Annotated in this window: 19 protein-coding genes; 12 read left to right on the forward strand and 7 right to left on the reverse strand. The window is 63.3% G+C overall.

Annotated elements, in window-relative coordinates:
* Window positions 1-5: 5 nt before the first annotated feature.
* Entirely contained in the window at window positions 6-86 is an 81-nt protein-coding gene (locus ABEA18_RS04625; RefSeq protein ID WP_231497388.1) for a potassium-transporting ATPase subunit F, read from the reverse strand.
* A gap of 384 nt (window positions 87-470) precedes the next feature.
* On the opposite strand from ABEA18_RS04625, the gene ABEA18_RS04630 reads away from it, so the two are divergent.
* Window positions 471-2,447, forward strand: a complete 1,977-nt coding sequence (locus tag ABEA18_RS04630; RefSeq protein WP_345448135.1) for an APC family permease — start codon at window positions 471-473, stop codon at window positions 2,445-2,447.
* 33 nt (window positions 2,448-2,480) lie between these two features.
* Here ABEA18_RS04630 and ABEA18_RS04635 read toward each other — a convergent pair whose 3' ends face one another.
* Window positions 2,481-2,717 (reverse strand): hypothetical protein, encoded by a 237-nt coding sequence (locus ABEA18_RS04635; protein WP_345448136.1) that lies wholly within the window; start codon window positions 2,715-2,717, stop codon window positions 2,481-2,483.
* 176 nt (window positions 2,718-2,893) lie between these two features.
* Between ABEA18_RS04635 and ABEA18_RS04640 the strand changes: the two genes are divergently transcribed.
* Both ABEA18_RS04640 and ABEA18_RS04645 read left to right on the forward strand, forming a co-directional pair.
* A complete protein-coding gene (locus ABEA18_RS04640; RefSeq protein ID WP_345448137.1) occupies window positions 2,894-3,574 on the forward strand; it encodes a hypothetical protein in 681 nt (226 codons plus the stop codon).
* A gap of 238 nt (window positions 3,575-3,812) precedes the next feature.
* Complete coding sequence (locus ABEA18_RS04645; protein ID WP_345448138.1) at window positions 3,813-5,231, forward strand: amino acid permease; 1,419 nt, start codon at window positions 3,813-3,815, stop codon at window positions 5,229-5,231.
* 75 nt (window positions 5,232-5,306) lie between these two features.
* Here ABEA18_RS04645 and ABEA18_RS04650 read toward each other — a convergent pair whose 3' ends face one another.
* A complete protein-coding gene (locus tag ABEA18_RS04650; protein ID WP_345448139.1) occupies window positions 5,307-6,341 on the reverse strand; it encodes a LacI family DNA-binding transcriptional regulator in 1,035 nt (344 codons plus the stop codon).
* A gap of 287 nt (window positions 6,342-6,628) precedes the next feature.
* Here ABEA18_RS04650 and ABEA18_RS04655 point away from each other — a divergent pair, with 287 nt between their 5' ends.
* From ABEA18_RS04655 to ABEA18_RS04685, 7 genes are read left to right on the forward strand one after another with little or no spacing between them, the layout of a single operon-like run.
* Entirely contained in the window at window positions 6,629-7,948 is a 1,320-nt protein-coding gene (locus ABEA18_RS04655; protein WP_345448140.1) for an extracellular solute-binding protein, read from the forward strand.
* A 3-nt stretch (window positions 7,949-7,951) separates the two neighbouring features.
* Complete coding sequence (locus ABEA18_RS04660; RefSeq protein ID WP_059388769.1) at window positions 7,952-8,854, forward strand: carbohydrate ABC transporter permease; 903 nt, start codon at window positions 7,952-7,954, stop codon at window positions 8,852-8,854.
* Entirely contained in the window at window positions 8,854-9,777 is a 924-nt protein-coding gene (locus tag ABEA18_RS04665; protein WP_345448141.1) for a carbohydrate ABC transporter permease, read from the forward strand. The genes ABEA18_RS04660 and ABEA18_RS04665 overlap by 1 nt, the downstream gene beginning before the upstream one ends.
* Before the next feature lie 35 nt (window positions 9,778-9,812).
* Window positions 9,813-11,021: a Gfo/Idh/MocA family protein gene (locus tag ABEA18_RS04670; protein ID WP_345448142.1), complete on the forward strand. Its 1,209-nt coding sequence runs from the start codon at window positions 9,813-9,815 to the stop codon at window positions 11,019-11,021.
* Between the two features lie 12 nt (window positions 11,022-11,033).
* Window positions 11,034-12,038 (forward strand): sugar phosphate isomerase/epimerase family protein, encoded by a 1,005-nt coding sequence (locus tag ABEA18_RS04675; RefSeq protein WP_345448143.1) that lies wholly within the window; start codon window positions 11,034-11,036, stop codon window positions 12,036-12,038.
* A 41-nt stretch (window positions 12,039-12,079) separates the two neighbouring features.
* On the forward strand, window positions 12,080-12,778 hold the full coding sequence (locus tag ABEA18_RS04680; protein ID WP_345448144.1) for a ThuA domain-containing protein: 699 nt from the start codon (window positions 12,080-12,082) through the stop codon (window positions 12,776-12,778).
* The gene (locus ABEA18_RS04685) at window positions 12,763-13,884 is read left to right on the forward strand and encodes a Gfo/Idh/MocA family protein (RefSeq protein ID WP_345448145.1); all 1,122 of its coding nucleotides are present in this window, start codon (window positions 12,763-12,765) and stop codon (window positions 13,882-13,884) included. Before ABEA18_RS04680 ends, ABEA18_RS04685 begins: the two co-directional genes overlap by 16 nt.
* Here ABEA18_RS04685 and ABEA18_RS04690 read toward each other — a convergent pair.
* Window positions 13,866-15,080, reverse strand: coding sequence for an ROK family transcriptional regulator (locus ABEA18_RS04690; RefSeq protein WP_345448146.1), 1,215 nt, complete (start codon window positions 15,078-15,080; stop codon window positions 13,866-13,868). The two genes, ABEA18_RS04685 and ABEA18_RS04690, sit on opposite strands and share 19 nt — an antisense overlap.
* Before the next feature lie 254 nt (window positions 15,081-15,334).
* Here ABEA18_RS04690 and ABEA18_RS04695 point away from each other — a divergent pair, with 254 nt between their 5' ends.
* Both ABEA18_RS04695 and ABEA18_RS04700 read left to right on the forward strand, forming a co-directional pair.
* Window positions 15,335-15,595 carry a type II toxin-antitoxin system Phd/YefM family antitoxin gene (locus ABEA18_RS04695; protein WP_345448147.1) on the forward strand — a complete coding sequence of 87 codons (261 nt, stop codon included), beginning with the start codon at window positions 15,335-15,337 and terminating at the stop codon, window positions 15,593-15,595.
* The gene (locus ABEA18_RS04700; RefSeq protein ID WP_345448148.1) at window positions 15,592-15,861 is read left to right on the forward strand and encodes a type II toxin-antitoxin system RelE family toxin; all 270 of its coding nucleotides are present in this window, start codon (window positions 15,592-15,594) and stop codon (window positions 15,859-15,861) included. Before ABEA18_RS04695 ends, ABEA18_RS04700 begins: the two co-directional genes overlap by 4 nt.
* 45 nt (window positions 15,862-15,906) lie before the next feature.
* Here the strand turns inward: ABEA18_RS04700 and ABEA18_RS04705 are convergent, their stop codons facing one another.
* Genes ABEA18_RS04705 through xylA form a run of 3 tightly spaced genes read right to left on the reverse strand, consistent with a single transcriptional unit; the run spans window position 15,907 to window position 19,679 of the window.
* Window positions 15,907-16,992 carry a Gfo/Idh/MocA family protein gene (locus ABEA18_RS04705; RefSeq protein ID WP_425550474.1) on the reverse strand — a complete coding sequence of 362 codons (1,086 nt, stop codon included), beginning with the start codon at window positions 16,990-16,992 and terminating at the stop codon, window positions 15,907-15,909.
* Complete coding sequence (gene xylB, locus ABEA18_RS04710; RefSeq protein ID WP_345448354.1) at window positions 16,967-18,469, reverse strand: xylulokinase; 1,503 nt, start codon at window positions 18,467-18,469, stop codon at window positions 16,967-16,969. Before xylB ends, ABEA18_RS04705 begins: the two co-directional genes overlap by 26 nt.
* A gap of 19 nt (window positions 18,470-18,488) precedes the next feature.
* Window positions 18,489-19,679, reverse strand: a complete 1,191-nt coding sequence (xylA, locus tag ABEA18_RS04715; protein ID WP_268019949.1) for a xylose isomerase — start codon at window positions 19,677-19,679, stop codon at window positions 18,489-18,491.
* Between the last annotated feature and the right edge of the window lie 106 nt (window positions 19,680-19,785).

Genomic DNA, 19,785 nt, shown 5'->3' on the forward strand with positions numbered 1-19,785 from the left:
CCGAATCACCACTTTTCCGGGTGGATCAACACGGCCAACAGATAACCGAACAGGCATAGGCCTGCAATGAACAGGACCAACCACATCACGGCGTCCCCGCTCACTGCCCGTTCACCGGCCCATCGCCGTCGACGATTTTGCCCAGAAGGTGGGCAATCCACAGCACGATCCCCATTGACACCACGAAGATCCCCACAACAGCCACGTCGGCCATTGGAACGTCCTTTCATCCGCGCCCCGTTTGCGGGGCTGATGACAGTCAACGCCTTGGCAGGCGGCGAAAATCGTTTCCTGATGGTTCCTTAACACGGCAAGGCCGAATCTTGACGGCTTCTTAACAGATGCGACGTGGTTCCGGGTCATCGACGTTAAGGATTCATCAAGATCGGCTTCAACCAGCGAAAACACCCGTAGTCGGTGCTATCTTCAGCAATGATCGCGGTGCCTGCGCGTCGCGCGGAAAGGACACCATGACTACCTTGAGCAGGCCCCCGGCTGACCCTTCGGCGCCACGGCCCGGGGGTATGGCCTCCTTGCGGACATGGCTGTTGTTCGGACTGCAGGACTCCAAAGGATCACACCAAGGCCCCGGAGCGGTGGGCGATCCCCACCTGAAGAAGCATTCGTGGTGGCAGGTCATGTGCCTCACCGGCGTCGACTATTTCTCCACCCTCGGCTACCAGCCGGCCATCGCAGCCTTGGCTGCGGGAGTGATCTCCCCCTTGGCCACCATCGTCCTGGTGGCCGTCACGCTGCTGGGCGCCCTGCCTGTGTACCACCGCGTCGCGGGGGAAAGCCACCGCGGCGAGGGATCCATCGCCATGCTTGAGCGCCTCTTGCCACGCTGGGGCGGAAAGCTCCTGGTTCTCGTTCTCCTCGGATTCGCGGCGACAGACTTCATGATCACCATGACCCTCTCGGCCGCGGATGCCACCGCCCACGCGATCCAGAATCCGCTCGCCCCGGGCTGGCTGCAGGGACAGAACATCCTGGTTACGTTGTTCCTGCTGGCCCTGCTGGCCGCGGTATTCCTGCGCGGATTCAAGGAAGCCATTGGCGTGGCCGTCGTTCTCGTCATCGTCTATCTGAGCCTCAACGTCGTCGTCGTGTTCTCAACGTTTGTGGAAGTGTTCGCCCATCCGGTCGCTGTAGGCGACTGGTGGCATGCGCTGTCGACGTCGCACGGAAATCCCTTCATGGTGATCGGCATCGCGCTACTCGTTTTCCCCAAACTCGCCTTGGGCCTGTCCGGTTTCGAGACCGGAGTCGCCGTGATGCCGCAGATCCGCGGACGGGCTTCGGACACCGAGGAAAACCCTGCCGGACGGATCAAGGGAACCCGCCGCCTCCTGACCACCGCGGCAGTCATCATGAGTTCATTCCTGATCGCTACAAGCTTCACCACCGTGGTGCTGATTCCGGAGAAGGAATTCCAGCCCGGCGGCCAGGCCGATGGGCGAGCCCTGGCATTCCTGGCGCACCAATATCTTGGGGTGGGGTTCGGCACTGTCTACGACCTCAGCACCATCGCCATCTTGTGGTTCGCGGGCGCCTCCGCCATGGCCGGGCTGCTGAACCTGGTCCCGCGGTACCTGCCGCGATACGGAATGGCCCCGGGATGGGCCCGGGCGGTGCGCCCTCTTGTGTTGGTTTTCACCCTCATCGGGTTCCTGATCACGTTCCTTTTCAACGCCGACGTCGACGCCCAGGGTGGCGCGTACGCCACCGGCGTGTTGGTGCTGATGACCTCGGCAGCCGTCGCGGTGACCCTCTCCGCGCGCCGCTTGAGGCAGCGCAAGCGCGTTGTCGGATTCGGCATCATCGCCCTCGTCTTCATCTACACAACAATTGCCAACATCTTCGAACGTCCCGAAGGCATCCGGATCGCCGCGATCTTTATCGTGGGGATCATTGTGATCTCCCTGCTTTCCAGGATCCGGCGCTCCTTTGAACTGCACGCCACCCACGTCCATCTGGACCGCCAGGCACTGGAATTCATGTCCACCAACCTGAGCGGCCCGATTGCGCTTATTGCCCACGAACCGCTCCGCCTCACCGCAGAGGCCTACCGGGACAAACTCACCTCAGCTATCGAGGTCAGCCACATTCCGGTGGATTACCAGGCTCTCTTCCTGGAAGTGATCGTGGACGATTCCTCCGACTTCGAAACCGCGCTCGAAGTCCATGGCGTGGTCCGGCACGGACACCAGATCCTCGAGGTCCACGGCCCCGTGGTCCCCAACACCATCGCCTCGGTCCTGCTGCACATCCGCGACGTGACCGGCCTCATGCCGCACATCTACTTCCGCTGGACCGAAGGCAACCCCGTCATCAACCTCCTTCGCTTCCTCTTCCTCGGCGAAGGAGAGATCGCCCCTGTCACTCGTGAAGTCCTGCGTGAAGCCGAACCCGATGTCAGCCGGCGCCCGTGGGTCCACGTCGGCTAAGCGCGGCTACAAGGTGGCCTGACGGCGCTGCCGTCAGGGCCGCTCGGGCACCTCGCCGTTCCCAACCGCTTCGATCCAGTCGACCGCCTCGTCCGAGAAATAGAACCCCGAAGGCCCACTCTCACCAACCCACCATGCATCGGACGTAGTGACGCCTCCGACTTGGGTGATCTCGGCAAGCACCTCCGGGGACACTGCGTCGCCATTGTTCTCGATCAGCCATTCTTGGGTGGACGGCTTCAGCTTCGGCCACCAGTGCTCGATACTCATGGCCGAAGTCTGACATGCCTGCCCCATTTGCTCGAGCCCTTCCCGTTAAGAGACTCGCGATAGCAAGGCGGCTCCCAGGTGTTAAGAGAGTGCTAAATCTCCGCCATGCCGCGTATGGAAACCATAAAGACCGCCGGTGACGGGTCCTTTCGGTGATCTGATCGAGGGAAGAATTCATGGCCATCCGGGCCCTGGACTGGCCCTCCGCAGGAGCTGACGTAAGCATGAAGCGCATTGGCTCTACCAACGGAACGACACCCGACGACACGGTTCCAGCCACGCGTCCGGACGACTTTGTGGTGGTCGATGAGGTCGGCGATTTCTCGTACTATCCGTCCGAGGCTGCCATGCTCGATGACTTGGAATACGTTGACGAAGCTGCATGCATTCTTGACCGAGCCGGAAACGACTACCGCCTGACCATGGATAAGGACAGGCAACTGCGTCTGGGCCCTTCGTTGGGCACGGTCGAATTCAACTGGCTCCGCCAGGCATGGACGAACAACCAGCAAAGGAATATACAGGCCCATCCCCTGCAGCGGTTCCATCCGACAACGCTAGAAGCCCTCCTTGCCGGACTATTTGAAATGCTTTACCTCGAACATGCGGGCAGGACGACGGACGCACCGTGGGTCTTGGAGGTGGACGGCGAAGTAAGCCACCCAGCGACGCTCCAGGAAGTCAATAGGGGCCTCACCCGGGTGGGTCACCTCGAACGTGTCAGGGTACAAGACCCGTTCGGGCACGACTACCGGCCGATTCGGCACGCCGGACACCGCTTCTTCTTTCCCACCGCTGGATCCGTCTACTACGTCGAGATTCCTGGGGAATCCAAACGGAGTGGCGTCCGACACTGACACGCCATGGCGCTCGTTTCAGGAATGTTTCTGAATTGTCATGGAGACAACAGATGTTTACTAATACGCCTCTCAGCTGTGAGACTTGCCGTTTATTGACGGCGCCAATTGTTTGGGTGCACAACGGCGACTCTTCTAGGCCCATTTACGATGGGATGGCAATTGTGACTTAACGCACACAATTTGGCCTGATGCACACCTTCCGGCCCGCACCCCAATCTGAAAGACGGCGCTCTCCATGCACGCTGAACAGCAACTTTCGAAATCCCTCAAACCGCGGCATCTGTCCATGATCGCCATTGCCGGCGTGATCGGCGCGGGGCTGTTTGTGGGTTCCGGCGCCGCCATACAGCAGGCCGGCCCAGGTATCCTGCTGGCATACATGGCCGCCGGCATCGTCGTGATCCTGGTGATGCGAATGCTGGGCGAGATGGCTGCCGCCAACCCGGAGACTGGGTCGTTCTCCACATACGCAGACAAGGCGCTCGGCCGCTGGGCTGGCTTCAGCATCGGATGGCTGTATGCCTGGTTCTGGATCATTGTTCTGGGCATCGAAGCCACGGCCGGTGCCGCGATCTTGCACCGCTGGGTTCCAGGCGTCGATCAGTGGGCATGGGCCCTGGTGCTCATGGTGCTGCTTACCCTGACGAACCTTGGTTCCGTGAAGTCCTACGGCGAGTTCGAGTTCTGGTTTGCTTCGATCAAGGTCACCGCGATCGTGTTGTTCCTGATCGCCGGCATCGCTGCAATCCTCGGGCTCATGCCGGGCGTGCCAGCGCCGGGCATGGCCAATCTGCTGGAGAACGGCGGTTTCCTGCCGAACGGTCCCGGCGCAGTCCTGGCCGGCGTCCTCGTAGTCGTCTTCTCTTTCTTCGGCGCGGAGATCGCCACCATCGCAGCCGGTGAGTCTGCCGACCCCGTGGGCGCTGTCAAGAAGGCCGTCAAGTCCACGGTCTGGCGCATCCTGATTTTCTACATCGGATCGATAGCCATTGTGGTCACCCTCCTGCCCTGGAACAGCGCCAGCGTGGCCAAAAGCCCGTACGTGGCAGTCATTGAGCTGTACGGCATCCCAGGAGCCGGTACCATCATGGACATCGTGGTCCTCACCTCGGTGCTGTCCTGCCTGAACTCCGGGCTTTATACGGCCAGCCGCATGCTCTTCTCGCTTTCCAAACGTGGCGACGCCCCCAAATCCTGGGCCAGGATCTCCAAGCGCGGCGTTCCGGCGACCGCAGTGTTGGCCTCCACAGTGGTTGGATTCATTACCGTCGGGCTTAACTACATCGCCCCGGATACAGTCTTCATTTTCCTCGTCAACACTTCCGGCGCCATCGCACTCTTCGTGTGGCTCGTCATCTCCGCTTCCCAGTTGATCCTGCGCCGTCGCATGGGCGGCTCGGCTGAGGGCCTGAGCCTGAAGATGTGGCTTTTCCCGTACCTGACGTGGGTTGCGATCATAAGCATCGTGGCTCTGCTGATCGGAATGGAGATCCTCGAGTCAACGCGGGAATCACTCTTGCTTTCCGTGGCCCTGGCCGTTGTTGTGGTGGCATTAGGCCTGTGGCGCTACCGCAAGGGTGCCCCCGTCCCGGCCACGGGCCCGGCAACCGGGGAAGCCAAAGTCGTCACCACTGCAGGCGCTCCGACGTCGTAGTCCCCGCCGGTCCGCGGCCGGGAATCCCCCTATCTGCGGCTCCGCGGCGGTGTGACCACCCGGAATCTCCCGGGTCTACGCCGGCGGCGCCGTGGATTCGCGGACCACGAGGTGCGTAGCGAGCTCCACCCGCCGTGAGTCCACCGCGTCACCCCGCATTTGGCGTAAGACGAATCGCAAGGCGGCGCGGCCCATTTCCTGCAGCGGCTGGGACACGGACGTCAGCGGAGGGACCGATTCCTCCGCTTGGTAGGTTCCGTCGAATCCCACAACGCTGATGTCCTCCGGGATACGGATCTTTTGCCGACGCGCCTCGGCGAGGACGCCCAAGGCGATGCTGTCGCTTGCGGCGAAGATTGCCGTTGGGCGCTCTTCGAGTTGAAGCAGGGTTTTCATTCCCGCCACGCCATTCTCGGAGCGGAAGGGTCCCGACAGGATGTAGCGCTCCTCGACGGGCACCCCTTTCGCCATCAGCGCCGCCATGTAGCCGTGCAGCCGGGCCTGGTTGCACTCGGCCGCTTCCGGCCCGCCCAGATAGGCGATCCTCCGGTGCCCTAGATCCAGCAGGTGGGCCGTGGCGGCCTTGCCCCCGGCCCAATTGCTGGCACCGACGCTGACCACGTCACCCGGCGGCGGGTTGAGCGGGTCGATGACAACAATTGGTATCTGCCGCCGTCGAAATGGATCCAATTGTGCCGAGCTGAACGCCGAGGTCACCACGATCATGCCGCTGCGGCCTTCGTCGACCATCCGCTGCGCCCGTTGCTCGAGGCTCAGCTTCGACGCCGATTGCTGACCGGTGATGTTGAGCAGGACTTCGACGTCGGAGGCGGCCGCGTGCTCCAGCACGCCATTGAGCACTTCCACCCCATACGCCGAATTCAAGGTGTCGAAGACAACCTCCACCACGGGCCGGCGGCTTGCGGTGTTCTTTCGCTGAAGCGGCGACTTGTATCCCGTCCGCTCCAAAGCGGTTAGAACTTTGGCACGTGTATCGGCCGCAACGTCCTCGCGCCCATTGACCACCTTCGAGACGGTCGGCATCGAGACGCCCGCTTCCCGGGCGATCGCGGCCAATGTCACCTTGGCGGGACTTTCGCTGCTGGCCATGGATCCTCAACTCTTTCGAAATATTTCGTTGACATAAGTCTGAGCGGCGAGGCGAGCAGAGTCAATCGCCATTTCGTAAAAGAGTTGAACTTTATGTCTGGTTTGCCTTGACGGTGACCCACACCACAGCTAAATTTGCCTAACGGACCGAAATTATTGTCGAAATATTTCGAAGATTCGGATCAAGCATATTCAGCGGCAGTGCAGCCTCGCTCCCCGAAGGCCGGACTCCCGAAACCAATAGCCGGGCAATCAGCGTCGAGCCCGGAGGACGAATGGAATCGCAAATGCTAAAACTCACGTTGCGCTCAGCGGCGATCGCCGCCACTGCTGCGGCCGTATCGATCTCCCTCGCAGCTTGCGGATCAAGTGGACCGGCAAGTTCAGCAGGAAACGCCGATTCGGCCACCATGTGGGGCCTTACGGGCGGTAACCAGCCCGTACTTCAGAAGTCCATCGATGCATGGAACAAAGCCCACCCGGACGAGACCGTCAAGCTCGACTTCTTCGCGAACGACGCGTACAAGACCAAGGTGCGCACCGCCGTCGGCGCCGGCCAGGGACCCACCTTCATTTACGGTTGGGGCGGCGGCGTCCTGAAGTCCTATGTCGACGCCGGCCAGGTGGCCGACCTGTCGGACTTCGTAACGTCAAACCCGGATGTCAAGAACCGCTACCTGCCGTCCGTGCTCAAGAACGGCGTGATCGGCGGCAAGACGTATGCCCTGCCAAACAACAACGTGCAGCCTGTCGTTCTGTACTACAACAAGGAAGTCTTCGACAAGATCGGCGCGCAGGCCCCCAAGACCTGGGACGAGCTGATGGCATTGGTGCCGAAGTTCAAGGCTGCAGGAATCGCTCCCTTCTCCCTGGGCGGCCAGTCCAAGTGGCCTGACCTGATGTGGCTCGAATACCTGGTAGAGCGCATCGGCGGACCCGACGTCTTCGCGAACATCGCCGCCAACAAGCCCGGCGCCTGGTCCGATCCGGCCGTCAAGGAAGCCCTGAGCAAGATCCAGAACCTGGTGGACGCCGGCGGATTCGCCAACGGCTTCTCCTCCATCGCGGCCGACAGCAACGCGGACCAGGCCCTGCTCTACACCGGCAAGGCCGCCATGATCCTGCAGGGTGGCTGGATCTACCAGAGCATGAAGAAGGACGCCGCGGACTTCGTCAAGAACGGCAAGCTGGGCTACGTCACCTTCCCCGCCGTTTCCGGCGGCAAGGGCGATCCGGCCAACGTCGTGGGCAACCCTTCCAACTTCTGGTCGATCTCTTCCAAGGCAACTGACACCCAGAAGAAGGCAGCACTCGACTACGTCAAGAGCGGTATGTTCACCGACGCCGACACGCAATCCTTGATCGACTCCGGAGCCGTTCCCGTGACCACGGGCATCGAAAGCAAGCTGGCCGCATCGCCGGACAAGGACTTCCTGAGCTACGTGTACGGCATGGCCAAGAACGCCCCCAGCTTCACCCTCTCTTGGGACCAGGCCCTCAGCCCCGCCCAGGGAGACGCCATGTTGGCGAACCTGGACCAGATCTTCCTCAAGAAGATCAGCCCCGATCAGTTTGTCTCAACCATGAACGCCACGATCGGAAAATAACCAGTGTCTACTTCAACCGGTTCTTCCCGGCGGGTCCTTGAAAAGGGCCCGTCGGGGTGGCTGGCCGCTCCAGCCCTCGTCTTCTTCCTCCTCTTCGCCATCATCCCGCTCTTCGGCGTGCTCTTCCTCAGCTTCACCAAATGGGACGGGCTGGGCGAAATCAAGCTGGACGGCTTGTCGAGCTGGACCACGGTCCTGACTGATCCCGTCACCGGCAATGCGCTGTGGGTGACCGCCAAGATCATGTTCTTCTCGTTCATCGTCCAGGCTCCCATCAGCTTGCTCCTCGGAGTCTTCACGTCCGCATCCCAGAAATACCGCGCGGCCCTCGCCGTCCTCTACTTCGTGCCGCTGCTGCTGTCCTCCGCGGCCGTCGCCATCGCTTACAAGGCCCTTTTGGACCCGAACTTCGGCCTTGGCCCTGGCCTGGGCCTTCCATTCCTGGCCCAGGACTGGCTCGGCAACTCGGATCTGGTGCTGTTCGTCGTCGTCTTCGTGATCGCCTGGCAGTTTGTTCCGTTCCACACGCTCATCTACCAAGGCGGCGTACGCCAGATCCCGGCGTCGCTGTATGAAGCGGCCCAAATCGACGGCGCCGGGCGCGTCCAGCAGTTCTTCGCCATCACCTTGCCCCAGTTGAAGTACACCATCATCACGTCCTCCACCCTGATGGTGGTCGGCTCACTTGCCTACTTCGATCTCGTCTTCGTCCTCACGGGCGGAGGCCCCGGCTACTCCACGAGGCTGCTACCGCTGCACATGTACCTGACCGGCTTCAAGGCCAACGACATGGGAGCGGCGAGCGCCCTGGGCGTCATCCTCGTGGTGATCGGCCTTGCCCTGGCCCTCCTCCTGCAAAGACTCGGTGGCAAGAACCGCAACGCAAGCCAATTGGAAGGTGCCTGATGGCTTCCACGACCCAGACTCCGGCACCGCCGGCAAGGCGCACCGCGCTAAGCAACAAGGAAGGCCGCAAGCATGGCCTCGGAGCAAAACGGACCAAGGGCCCTGGACGCTTCCGTCCCAACTACCTGGGTGGCCTGGGCGGCTGGCTTTGGCTGGCGATCATCATCGTTCCCATCTACTACGTGGTGGTGACCAGCCTGAAGAACCAAGCCGGGTTCTTCACCTCGAACCCGATGATGCCGCCCACCGAGCCGACCCTCGACAACTACAAGCTGGTTCTGGACAACGACTTCGCGATGTACTTCGCCAACAGCCTGATCGTCACAGTGGGCAGCGTTGTACCGGCACTCTTGGTCTCGTTCATGGCCGCCTACGCGATCGTCCGGGGCAAGGGCCGGTTCCTGACGTGGACGAACAATACGTTCCTCCTAGGCCTCGCGATTCCCTTGCACGCCACGATCATCCCCATTTATTGGATGATCACCAAAGCCCATCTCTATGACACCTTGTTGGCGTTGATCCTCCCCTCCATCGCGTTCGCCATTCCCATCTCCGTCCTTATCCTGAGCAACTTCATGCGCGACGTTCCCAACGAGTTGTTCGAATCCATGCGGCTCGACGGCTGCTCGGACTGGGCCATGATGTGGCGACTCGCGCTGCCCATGACGCGGCCTGCCGTCGTGACCGTGGGCATCTACAACGCGCTCGGCGTCTGGAACGGCTTCCTTTTCCCGCTGATCCTGACCCAGAGCCCGTCCACCCGCGTGCTTCCGCTGTCCTTGTGGACCTTCCAGGGCGAATTCAGCGTCAACATCCCCGCCGTGCTGGCTTCCGTGGTGCTCGCCACCTTGCCGCTGCTGGTCATCTATGTGGTGGCCCGCCGCCAGCTGCTCAGCGGACTGACCGCCGGATTCAGCAAATAGCCAACGCTCTTTTGAAATTCACGAAAGGAAACTCAATGACCACCGCAAAGCCCTTACGCGTCGGCATGGTCGGCTACGCGTTCATGGGTGCCGCCCACTCCCACGCCTGGCGGACAGCGCCGCGGTTCTTCGAGCTCCCGCTGGACCCCCAGCTCACCGCGCTTTGCGGCCGGAACGACGACGGCGTCCGGGCCGCCGCGGGCAAGCTCGGCTGGGGATCCGTGGAGACTGATTGGCGCCGGCTCCTCGAACGGGACGACATCGACCTCATCGACATCTGCACCCCAGGCAACACGCACGCCGAGATCGCGATCGCGGCCCTTGAGGCCGGCAAGCACGTGCTCTGCGAGAAACCTCTGGCCAATTCGGTGGCGGAAGCGGAGCGCATGACCGAAGCCGCCCAGGCCGCGGCGGAACGCGGAGTGTTCTCGATGTGCGGCTTCAGCTACCGCCGCACTCCAGCGTTGGCCCTGGCCAAGCGGATGGTCGAGCAGGGCCGTTTGGGAAACATCCGGCACGTGCGGGCGCAGTACCTGCAGGACTGGCTTAGCGACGAAAACGCGCCCATGACCTGGCGGCTGGACAAGTCCAAGTCCGGGTCCGGTTCCTTGGGCGATATCGGAGCGCACAGCATTGACGCCGCGCAGTGGGTCACCGGGCAGCACATCACGGGCGTTTCCGCGCTCCTGGAGACGTTCGTCCACGAGCGGCCGCTGGCCGGCGACCTCGTGGGTCTCGGCGGCCACGGCGACGTCGGCGCGGATGCGCCGCGCGGCACGGTCACGGTCGATGACGCCGCCATTTTCACCGCCCGCTTTTCTGGCGACGGGCTCGACGGCGGCGCTACTTCCGCGGGCGCCGTCGGGGTTTTCGAGGCCACCCGTTTCGCGCTCGGACGGAAGAACGCCATGCGACTGGAAGTCAACGGGACGAAGGCATCCCTTGCGTTCGACTTCGAAGAGATGAACGTCTTGTCCTTCTACGACGCCGCCGAATCCCCCGACGCCGGGTTCCGCCGGATCTTCGTCACCGAACCCGAGCACCCCTACGCCGGCAATTGGTGGCCCACCGGGCACGGCCTCGGATACGAACACGGCTTCACGCACCAAGTGGTGGACCTCGTAACCGCGATCGGCGCAGGCGAGCAGCCCTCACCGTCGTTCGCTGATGCGTTGCAGGTGCAAAAGGTGCTGGCCGCCGTGGAAGGCAGCGCCGCAGAGTCCAGCCGCTGGCAGAACGTCTAGGAGGGAATCCCGATGACAAGACCCATCACACTATTCACCGGCCAGTGGGCCGATCTGCCCTTCGAAGAGGTCGCCCGGCTCGCGGGCGAATGGGGCTTCGACGGGCTGGAAATCGCCTGCTGGGGGGACCACCTCGACCCCTACCGCGCTTCCGTTGACGACCGCTACGTCCAGGAACGTCTCGACATCCTCGACAAGAACGGCCTTAAGGTTTTCGCCATCGCCAACCACCTCACGGGGCAGGCGGTGTGTGACGATCCCATCGATGAGCGCCACCGGGACATTCTGTCCGATGAAGTCTGGGGCAATGGTGATCCCGAAGGGGTGCGTCAACGCGCTGCAGAGGCAATGAAAGTGACGGCACGGGCCGCGGCACGGCTCGGCGTCAAGACCGTCACGGGATTCACGGGCTCCTCCATCTGGAAAGCAGTGGCCATGTTCCCGCCCGCCTCGGAGGCGATGATCGAACGTGGCTACCAGGATTTCGCGGACCGCTGGAACCCGATCCTCGACGTGTTCGACGAGGTGGGAGTCCGCTTCGCTTTGGAAGTCCACCCCTCCGAGATCGCCTACGACTACTGGACCGCAAAGCGCGCCCTGGAAGCTGTAGGTCATCGCGAGAGCTTCGGGCTGAACTTCGATCCGTCCCACTTCATCTGGCAGGACCTCGATCCGGTGATGTTCCTCCAGGATTTCGCACCGAAGATCTTCCATATGCACGTCAAGGAATCCATCCGCCAGCTCAATGGACGCAATGGCCGGCTCGGATCCCACTTGCCATGGGCGGATCCGCGGCGGGGCTGGGACTTCGTCACCGCAGGCCATGGGGACGTGAAGTGGGAGCCGATCTTCCGGACTCTCAATGCCATCGGCTACGGGGGGCCAACCAGCGTCGAGTGGGAAGACGCGGGCATGGACCGGCTCGTCGGAGCGCCGCAATCCTTGGCCATGGTTCGGGAACTCGCCGCTATCGCCCCGCCCGTCGCCGCATTCGACGCGGCATTCTCAAGCCGCTGACCGTTCGTTTTATCCGGCCTTATTTCTAAGCAAAGGAAACCATGACTGACAAGAAGACCGCCCTGGTGGTCCGTGGCGGCTGGGATGGCCATCAGCCATTCGAGGCCACAGAACTCTTTATCCCGTTCCTCAAGGACAATGGCTATGACGTCCGTGTGGAGGAATCCCCCAAGGTATATGCCGATTCGGCATATATGTCCGGGGTGGACTTGATCGTGCAATGCGTGACTATGTCCACGATTGAAAAGGACGAGTTCGAGGGGCTCCGCACCGCCGTCGAAAACGGCACCGGGCTTGCCGGCTGGCACGGCGGCATCGCCGATTCCTACCGGAACAACTCGGATTACCTTCACCTGATCGGCGGCCAGTTCGCCTGCCACCCGGGCAAACACCCGGACGAACGCATCGGCGAGCAGTCCGACAACTACGTGCCGTACACGGTGAATATGCTCCCGGGTGCCGCGAGCCATCCCATCACACAGGGCATCGGCGACTTCGAGCTGGTAACCGAGCAGTACTGGGTCCTCTCGGACGACTACATCGACGTCCTCGCCACCACCACCCAGAAGGTCCGCGAATGGGACCAGTGGAACCGGGAAGTCACCTCACCCGCCATCTGGACCAGGCAGTGGGCCGAAGGCCGGATCTTCGTTTGCACCCCGGGACACCGGGTGGAAATCCTCCAGGACAGCAACGTCCGCATGATCATCGAAAGGGGCATGCTGTGGGCAAGTCGCTAAGAGTAGGAATCATCGGCTGCGGCGCCATCATCGCCCAGTACCTCACAAACTTCCGCCGGCTGGAGGCCATCGACCTGGTGGCGGTGGCGGATCTCGATCCCGCCCGTGCTCAGGCGGTCGCGGATTCTTATGACGGCGTCCGTGCGGTGACCGTCGACGAACTCCTGGCGGCGGACGACGTCGAGCTCGTCCTGAACCTCACCATTCCGGCCGCGCATGCGCCGATCGCTTTGAGGGCGATCGCCGCCGGCAAGAGCGTGTACGGGGAAAAGCCGCTCGCTGCGACGACGGCCGAGGCACGGCAAGTGCTCGACGCGGCGCGGGAGGCCGGCGTCGTGGTCGGCTGCGCGCCGGATACGGTGCTCGGTACCGGGATCCAGACCGCACGCAAAGCGATCGACGACGGCCTGATCGGTGCGCCGATCTCGGCTACGGCAACCATGGTGACGCCGGGACATGAGCGCTGGCACCCCAATCCGGATTTCTACTACCAACCCGGCGGCGGACCGCTGCTGGACATGGGCCCCTATTACGTGAGTGCCCTGGTCACGTTGCTGGGCCCGGTAGTCTCGGTCATCGGAGCAGCAAGCCACACACGGAACTCACGCACCATCGGTTCGGGCCCGCGCGAAGGCGAAGTGATCCCGGTGACCATCGATTCGCACGTGACCGGAGTCCTGGTCCATGCCTCCGGCGCCCTGTCCACGCTTGTGATGAGCTTTGACGCGGTGAAAACCAAGTCGCCCAACATCGAGATCCACGGTGCGGCAGGGTCCCTTGTGGTTCCCGATCCGAACCACTTCGACGGTGACGTTGAGCTTTTCACCCTCGGCGCCGACTCCTGGCAGACGCTTCCGGTCTCGGCCGGTTACATCGATTCGGGCCGGGGCTTCGGCATCGCCGACCTCGCCGCAACCCCGGCTGGCGTCGAACCACGTGCTGGCGGCCAATTGGCATTCCATGCGCTGGAGGTCATGGAATCTGTGTTGGCATCCGCCCACAGCGGCTCAGCGGTGTCGATCGAAAGCGCGGTTGCACGGCCGGAACTCGTGGAGCTGACCGCCTTGGCTGCCCCGCTCGCGGAGGTTCACGGAATCAGTTCGTAGGCCTGGCTCAATATTCTCCGGACTGAGGTTGCCGCGGCGCCCCTGAGGGCCCCCGTCTGCCCCAGTCCGGAGACCGCCAGCTTTCCTTCCGGGATCAGCCCGGGCGCGTGGTGGTCCAAGCTCCGGCGCAGTGCGGGAGCGATCCATTCCTCCAGTACGGCGAAATGACCGCCGAGCACGACGGCTGAAATGTTCGCCACCCGCGCCGTGGAGGCAACTGCGATTCCGAGGTAGTGCCCGGCCTGTTCCACCGCTGACACGGCACGCTCATCGCCGTCGGCAAGGCGGCTGAGCAAGTGGTCCATTTGCTGGGAGCTCGAATCCCGTTCTATTCCCACAGCGGAATATAAGGCCTCTTGGCCCGCGAACGTCTCAAGGCAACCGTGGCCCCCGCAGGCGCACAACGGGCCGTCGGGATGCACCACCACATGGCCGATCTCACCGGCGTGGCCTTGCGGGCCGGCGAACAGTTCGGAATCGATGACCAGCCCGCCACCAACACCCACTTCGCCGGAGATGTACAGGAAATCCCGGAACCGCTCACTTGTGCCGTGATCCGCGCCGTGGCCAAACCAGAGTTCCGCGAGTGCTGCGCTATTAGCCTCGTTCGAGAGGGAGACTCCGAACGGGGCTTCGGGCAGGAGCTTGGGCAGCTCTTCGGAGAGCTCGACGTCGGCCCAGCCCAGGTTTGGCGCGGCCAGCACAACGTTGCGTTCCGCATCCACCAACCCAGGCACGGTCAGTTCCCCACCAAGAAGTTCGACACCGTCGGCCGCCGCCTTTGTTGCCGCCCGCTGCGCCATGGCGACGAGGAGCGGCAGGATGTCGGAGGGTAGGCTTCCACGGTTGTGCCGTTCAATGCTTTCGTGGAAGGTCAGTTCCCCCGCGAAGTCCAAGACTCCCACCGCGAGGTAGTCCACATTGATTTCTGCGGCCAAGGCACCGCGGGCCGGATTGAGGACAAGGCCGGTTCCGGGCCGTCCGCGTTCGCCGTCGCGGGTGACACTTGTTTCCCGCACCAGGCCGGATTCGAGTAAGTCGGTGACGAGGCTTGAAACGGAAGCTTTCGTCAGACCGCTTTCCGCGGCAAGCTGGGCGCGCGTGGCCCCGCCGTTCCCCTGGATCCCTGCGAGGACGAGAGCAAGGTTCTGCCTGCGGACATCGCCCACTCTTCCGGGCGACGGCGTGGCGAACATGGTTCCTCCGGGATCCTTTATTGACTGCGTGACTTACATCATCATTCAGCGATCCACGGTTGTTGGCCATTTGGACCGTGCCGCGCGGCGACGGAGGCCACCATCGTCGCCGCACGGAAGCCCGAGTCAGGACTCGAGAACCAATAGCTGTGCTTTGTCCGCGTCCGTGGGGATCTCCCGAGCGGCTTCTGGCGCGCAGGACCCGCTCGTGTACACAATGGTAACTAGGTACACCCGGGAGTATCATGGCTGGTATGGAAACCGTGACCAGTGAAGTAAGCACCCGGGAGCTCAGAAACCACCTGGCTGACGTGGTGGGGCGGGTGAGCTACGGCGGAGAGCGCATTGGCGTGACCCGCAATGGCCGCTTGGCCGCCGTCGTGATCAGCGTTGGCGATGCCGAGGCGCTGGAGGCGTACGAGACGGCTCAGGACATCGCCGCAGCCACGGCCTGGATTGAGGCCGGTCGGCCCTCGCGCCCGGCCGGTGAGCTGAGGAAAGAGCTTGGCATTTGAGCCAGTGGAGCCTGCACTCCTCTGCAGACTTCGACAAGACCGCCCGAAAGATCGACCGGGCCGTGCTGCGCCGCGTTTTCACATACCTGGATGAGGTGTGCGCCCTGGATGACCCGCGGAGCCGGGGGAAGGCGTTGACGGCAAGCATGACCGGGTTCTGGCGTTACCGGGTCGGGGACTACCGCGTGATCGTGGAGATTCAGGACGCTCAGCTCGTGATCGTCGCCGTAGCGATGGGGCATCGCTCAGTGGTCTACGGCGACTGACAGCCGCTCAGTGGTCACTTGCCGACCCGCCGTGGCGAGCTGCCCCTAGTCCGCCGGGTAGCTGATTCCCGCTTGGCTGCGTGCTTCATCCAGCAGGGACATGGTGGTCAAGGTATCCGCCAACGGCATCGTGGGGCTCTCGAGAAGGCCCTGCTGCAGGCAGCGGATCACTTCGCGCAACTGGTAGGTGTAGCCACGGCCGGCCGGGGTGAATTTCTCCACCCGCTGCTCGCCGGAGCTTGAGGTAACGGTCAGTTCGGTCGGATTAAACAGCGGGGCGTTGCATCGGAGCATCCCCTTCGTACCGCATACGGTGGCCGTTTGTGGGGTGGCCGAGGTCAAGGAGGTCATGGCCTGGACCTGCGCGCCGGAAGAATAGGACAGAGTCAGTGCAGTTTCGGAATCCACTCCGCCGTCAGTGAGATGCGCCGTGGCCGTCAACGATTCCGGGCGTCCTAGGCTGATCAGCGCCCACGTCAGGGGGTAAACACCCACATCCATCAAGGCGCCTCCCCCGTCTTTGCGCTTCCACAGCCGCGATTCTGGATGGAGCGGCGCCGGAAATCCGAGGTCTGCCTGCACCCACCGGATCTCGCCGAGTTCGCCGGATGCGATGATTTCCGCCGCCCGTTGCACGCTGGGCAGGAACCGGGTCCACACTGCCTCCATCAGGAACAGGCTTTTCTCCCGAGCCAGCCGAACCAGGACCTCTGCTTCACGGGCGTTGATGGTCAGCGGCTTCTCGCACAACACGTGCTTCCCGGCTTCGAGGGCAGCTTTCGCCACGGAGTAGTGGCTCGCGTGCGGCGTCGCCACATACACAACGTCTACCGCGGGGTCCTGGAGCAGACGCTGGTAACCCGGAAGCCCGTCGTCGTCACCGTAGGCGCTCTGGAAGCCGTGCTCGGCGGCGAACGCCTCCGCGTTTTCCTGGTTCCGGGAACTCACGGACTGCAGGACGGCGTCGGGCAGCAGGGCGAGGTCGCTGACGACAGTGGAGGCGATCCGTCCGGTGGAAATGACTCCCCACCGGACGGCATCGCCGGATGCAGGCACCGGGTCCTGATTCAGGGAATCCAGAAGCGGTGTCCTGACGAGCAGCGGTTCAGTTGCCGGTGTCAACGCGGGCACTGACCTTCCCGTAGTTCTGCCCGATCGAAGCTCGGAAATCCGGCTCGGGCGTGGCGTCCAGGGCAACGAGCCAGTCCGGGCGGAACCCGGCGAGCGCCCATGCCGCCTGCACTGCTGCCCCCCGCGCAACGTATTCACCGGGACTCGGAACCACCACCGGTAAGTCGAACACCTGGGCCGCGATCCGTTGGACCGCGGGGTTCTGCACCGCACCCCCGATCAGCAGCAACCGTTCCGCCCGAACACCCTGGTCACGCAGCGCGTCCAGGCCTCCGGTGAGTCCGCACAGCATGCCTTCGATGGCCGCCCGTGCGATATTCGGCCGGGTGGTGGAGGCGATGCTGAGCCCATGGAAGCTGGCTTTCGCATGCGGCAGATTGGGGGTTCGTTCACCTTCGAAGTACGGCACCAGCACCACACCTCCCGCACCAGGTTCGGCTTCCAAGGCGAGCCGGGAAAGCCCGTCGAAGTCGACGTCGAGCACTGCGGCAACTGAGCTGAGCACACGGGCGGCGTTCAGCGTCACTGCGATGGGCAAGTACTCCCCGCTTGCATCCGCGAATCCCGCCACGGTCCCGCTCGGATCATGGCCGGGTGAGGAGTCGACGGCGAACACCGTACCGCTGGTGCCCACCGACACGACGACGTCGCCGGGTTTGGCTCCGAGTCCCAGCGCCGCGGCGGCGTTGTCCCCCGCCCCGACACCGAGCAGGATTCCGCCACCCAGTGCCTCGCTCGCGCCAGGGCCGCCGAAACACGCCGGGTGCACGCGGCCTGCGGTTTCGCCCGGACCCAGCACGCGGGGAAGAGCGACGACGCCGGGCGCCGCCGTCGCTGACCCGCCCGAGGCTTCCCGCGCGTCCTGGCCGAATGCCAGTTTGAACAGGTCCAGGTCGTAGCGTCCGGTCAGCGGGCTCCAATAGCCGGTACCGCTGGCGTCCGAGCGGTCAGTGGTGAGTTCGTCCAGGTCCGGCCCCAGCGGGCTGGAGCCCGCTGGCCCGTAACCGCGGAGACGCCACGTGAGCCAGTCGTGGGGGAGCGCGACGGCGGCCACCCTCGCCATGCTTTCGGGTTCGTGGTCCCTGATCCAGCGGATCTTGGTGATGGTGAACGAAGCCACTGGCACCAGCCCGGTCCGCCGGGCGAAGTCCTCTGCCCCTACTTCTGCTGTGAGGTCTTCCGCGGAGCCGGCCGAGCGCGTGTCGTTCCACAGCAAAGCTGGCCGCACCACATTGCCCTCGCGGTCCAGCAGCACCATGCCATGCTGCTGGCCCGCGACGGACAGTGCGCTGACATCGGCGAGGCCGCCGGCGTCGTCGAACGCTTCGGACAGCGCCCGCCACCACTCGTCCGGATGGACTTCCGTTCCCTCCGGGTGGCTCGCCCGGCCCGAACGGACGAGCGCACCGGTTTGCGTGTCCAGTACCACCACTTTGCAGCTTTGGGTAGAGGAATCAACCCCGGCAACAAGGTTCAAGGAAGCAGCGGCCACGGGATCAGCGTGCTCCGAGGAGGTGCTCGATGAAGAGCTGCTGGAGCTTCACGAAGCCGAAGCCCTTGCCACCGAAGTAGGCATCGGCGTCGAAGTCCTCGTAGGCGGACTTGTCCGCACGCAACTGCTCGTAGCCTTCTCCCGGGTTCAGGGTGGGCTCGTTGATTTCAGCCACGCGGGACGCCTGGAGGGCTTCCTGGACCTCGGGGTCGGCACGGAATGCCTTGGCGCGCTCCTTGAGCAGCAAGTAAGTCTGCATGTTCGCGGCCGCAGAGTCCCACACGCCGTCGATGTCCTCGGTGCGGCTGGGCTTGTAGTCGAAGTGGCGCGGGCCCTGGTAGGACGGGCCGCCGTCGGGACCGCCGTTTTCGAGCAGGTCCACCAAGGAGAAGGCGTTCTGCAGGTCACCGTGGCCGAACACCAGGTCCTGGTCGAACTTGATGCTGCGCTGGCCGTTGAGGTCGATGTGGAAGAGCTTTCCTTGGTACAGGGCCTGGGCGATGCCGTGCGTGAAGTTCAGGCCCGCCATCTGCTCGTGGCCGGTTTCGGGGTTGATTCCCACGAGCTCCGGACGTTCCAGCGTTTCGATAAAGGCCAGGGCGTGGCCCAAGGTGGGGAGCAGGATGTCGCCGCGGGGTTCGTTCGGCTTCGGTTCGATCGCGAAGCGGATGTTGTAGCCCTTGTCCGTGACGTAGTCGCCCAACAGGTTGACGGCCTCGCGATAGCGCTCCAGCGCGCCGCGGATGTCCTTGGCGGCATCGTATTCGCTGCCTTCACGGCCGCCCCACATGACGAAGGTTTCGGCGCCGAGTTCAGCGGCGAGATCGATGTTGTCCAGCACCTTGCGCAAGGCGAAGCGGCGGACGCCGCGGTCGTTGCTCGTGAAACCGCCGTCCTTGAAGACGGGGTGGCTGAACAGGTTGGTGGTGACCATGGGAACGATCATCCCCGTGGCCTTGAGGGCCCCTTGCAGACGGTCGATTTCGCGCTGGCGGTCGGCGGCCGAGCAGCCGAAGGGGAACAGGTCGTTGTCGTGGAAAGTGATGCCGTAGGCGCCAAGGTCGCTGAGCCGGTTGATGGCTTCCACGGTGTCCAGGGGAGGGCGGGTGGCAGAACCGAATTGGTCCTGAGCCTCCCATCCCACGGTCCAAAGGCCGAACGAGAACTTGTCTTCACGGGTGGGCTGAATCGTCATTGAGTGCTCCGGGTAGTCGATGTGGAGTTTGTTTCGCTATCCAACATATTACGAATCTCTGTGATGTCAACCACTTGGAGTTAACAAGATTTTTCATCAAATCATT

Origin of the sequence: Arthrobacter gyeryongensis (assembly GCF_039543785.1) — a bacterium.
GTDB lineage: Bacteria > Actinomycetota > Actinomycetes > Actinomycetales > Micrococcaceae > Arthrobacter > Arthrobacter gyeryongensis.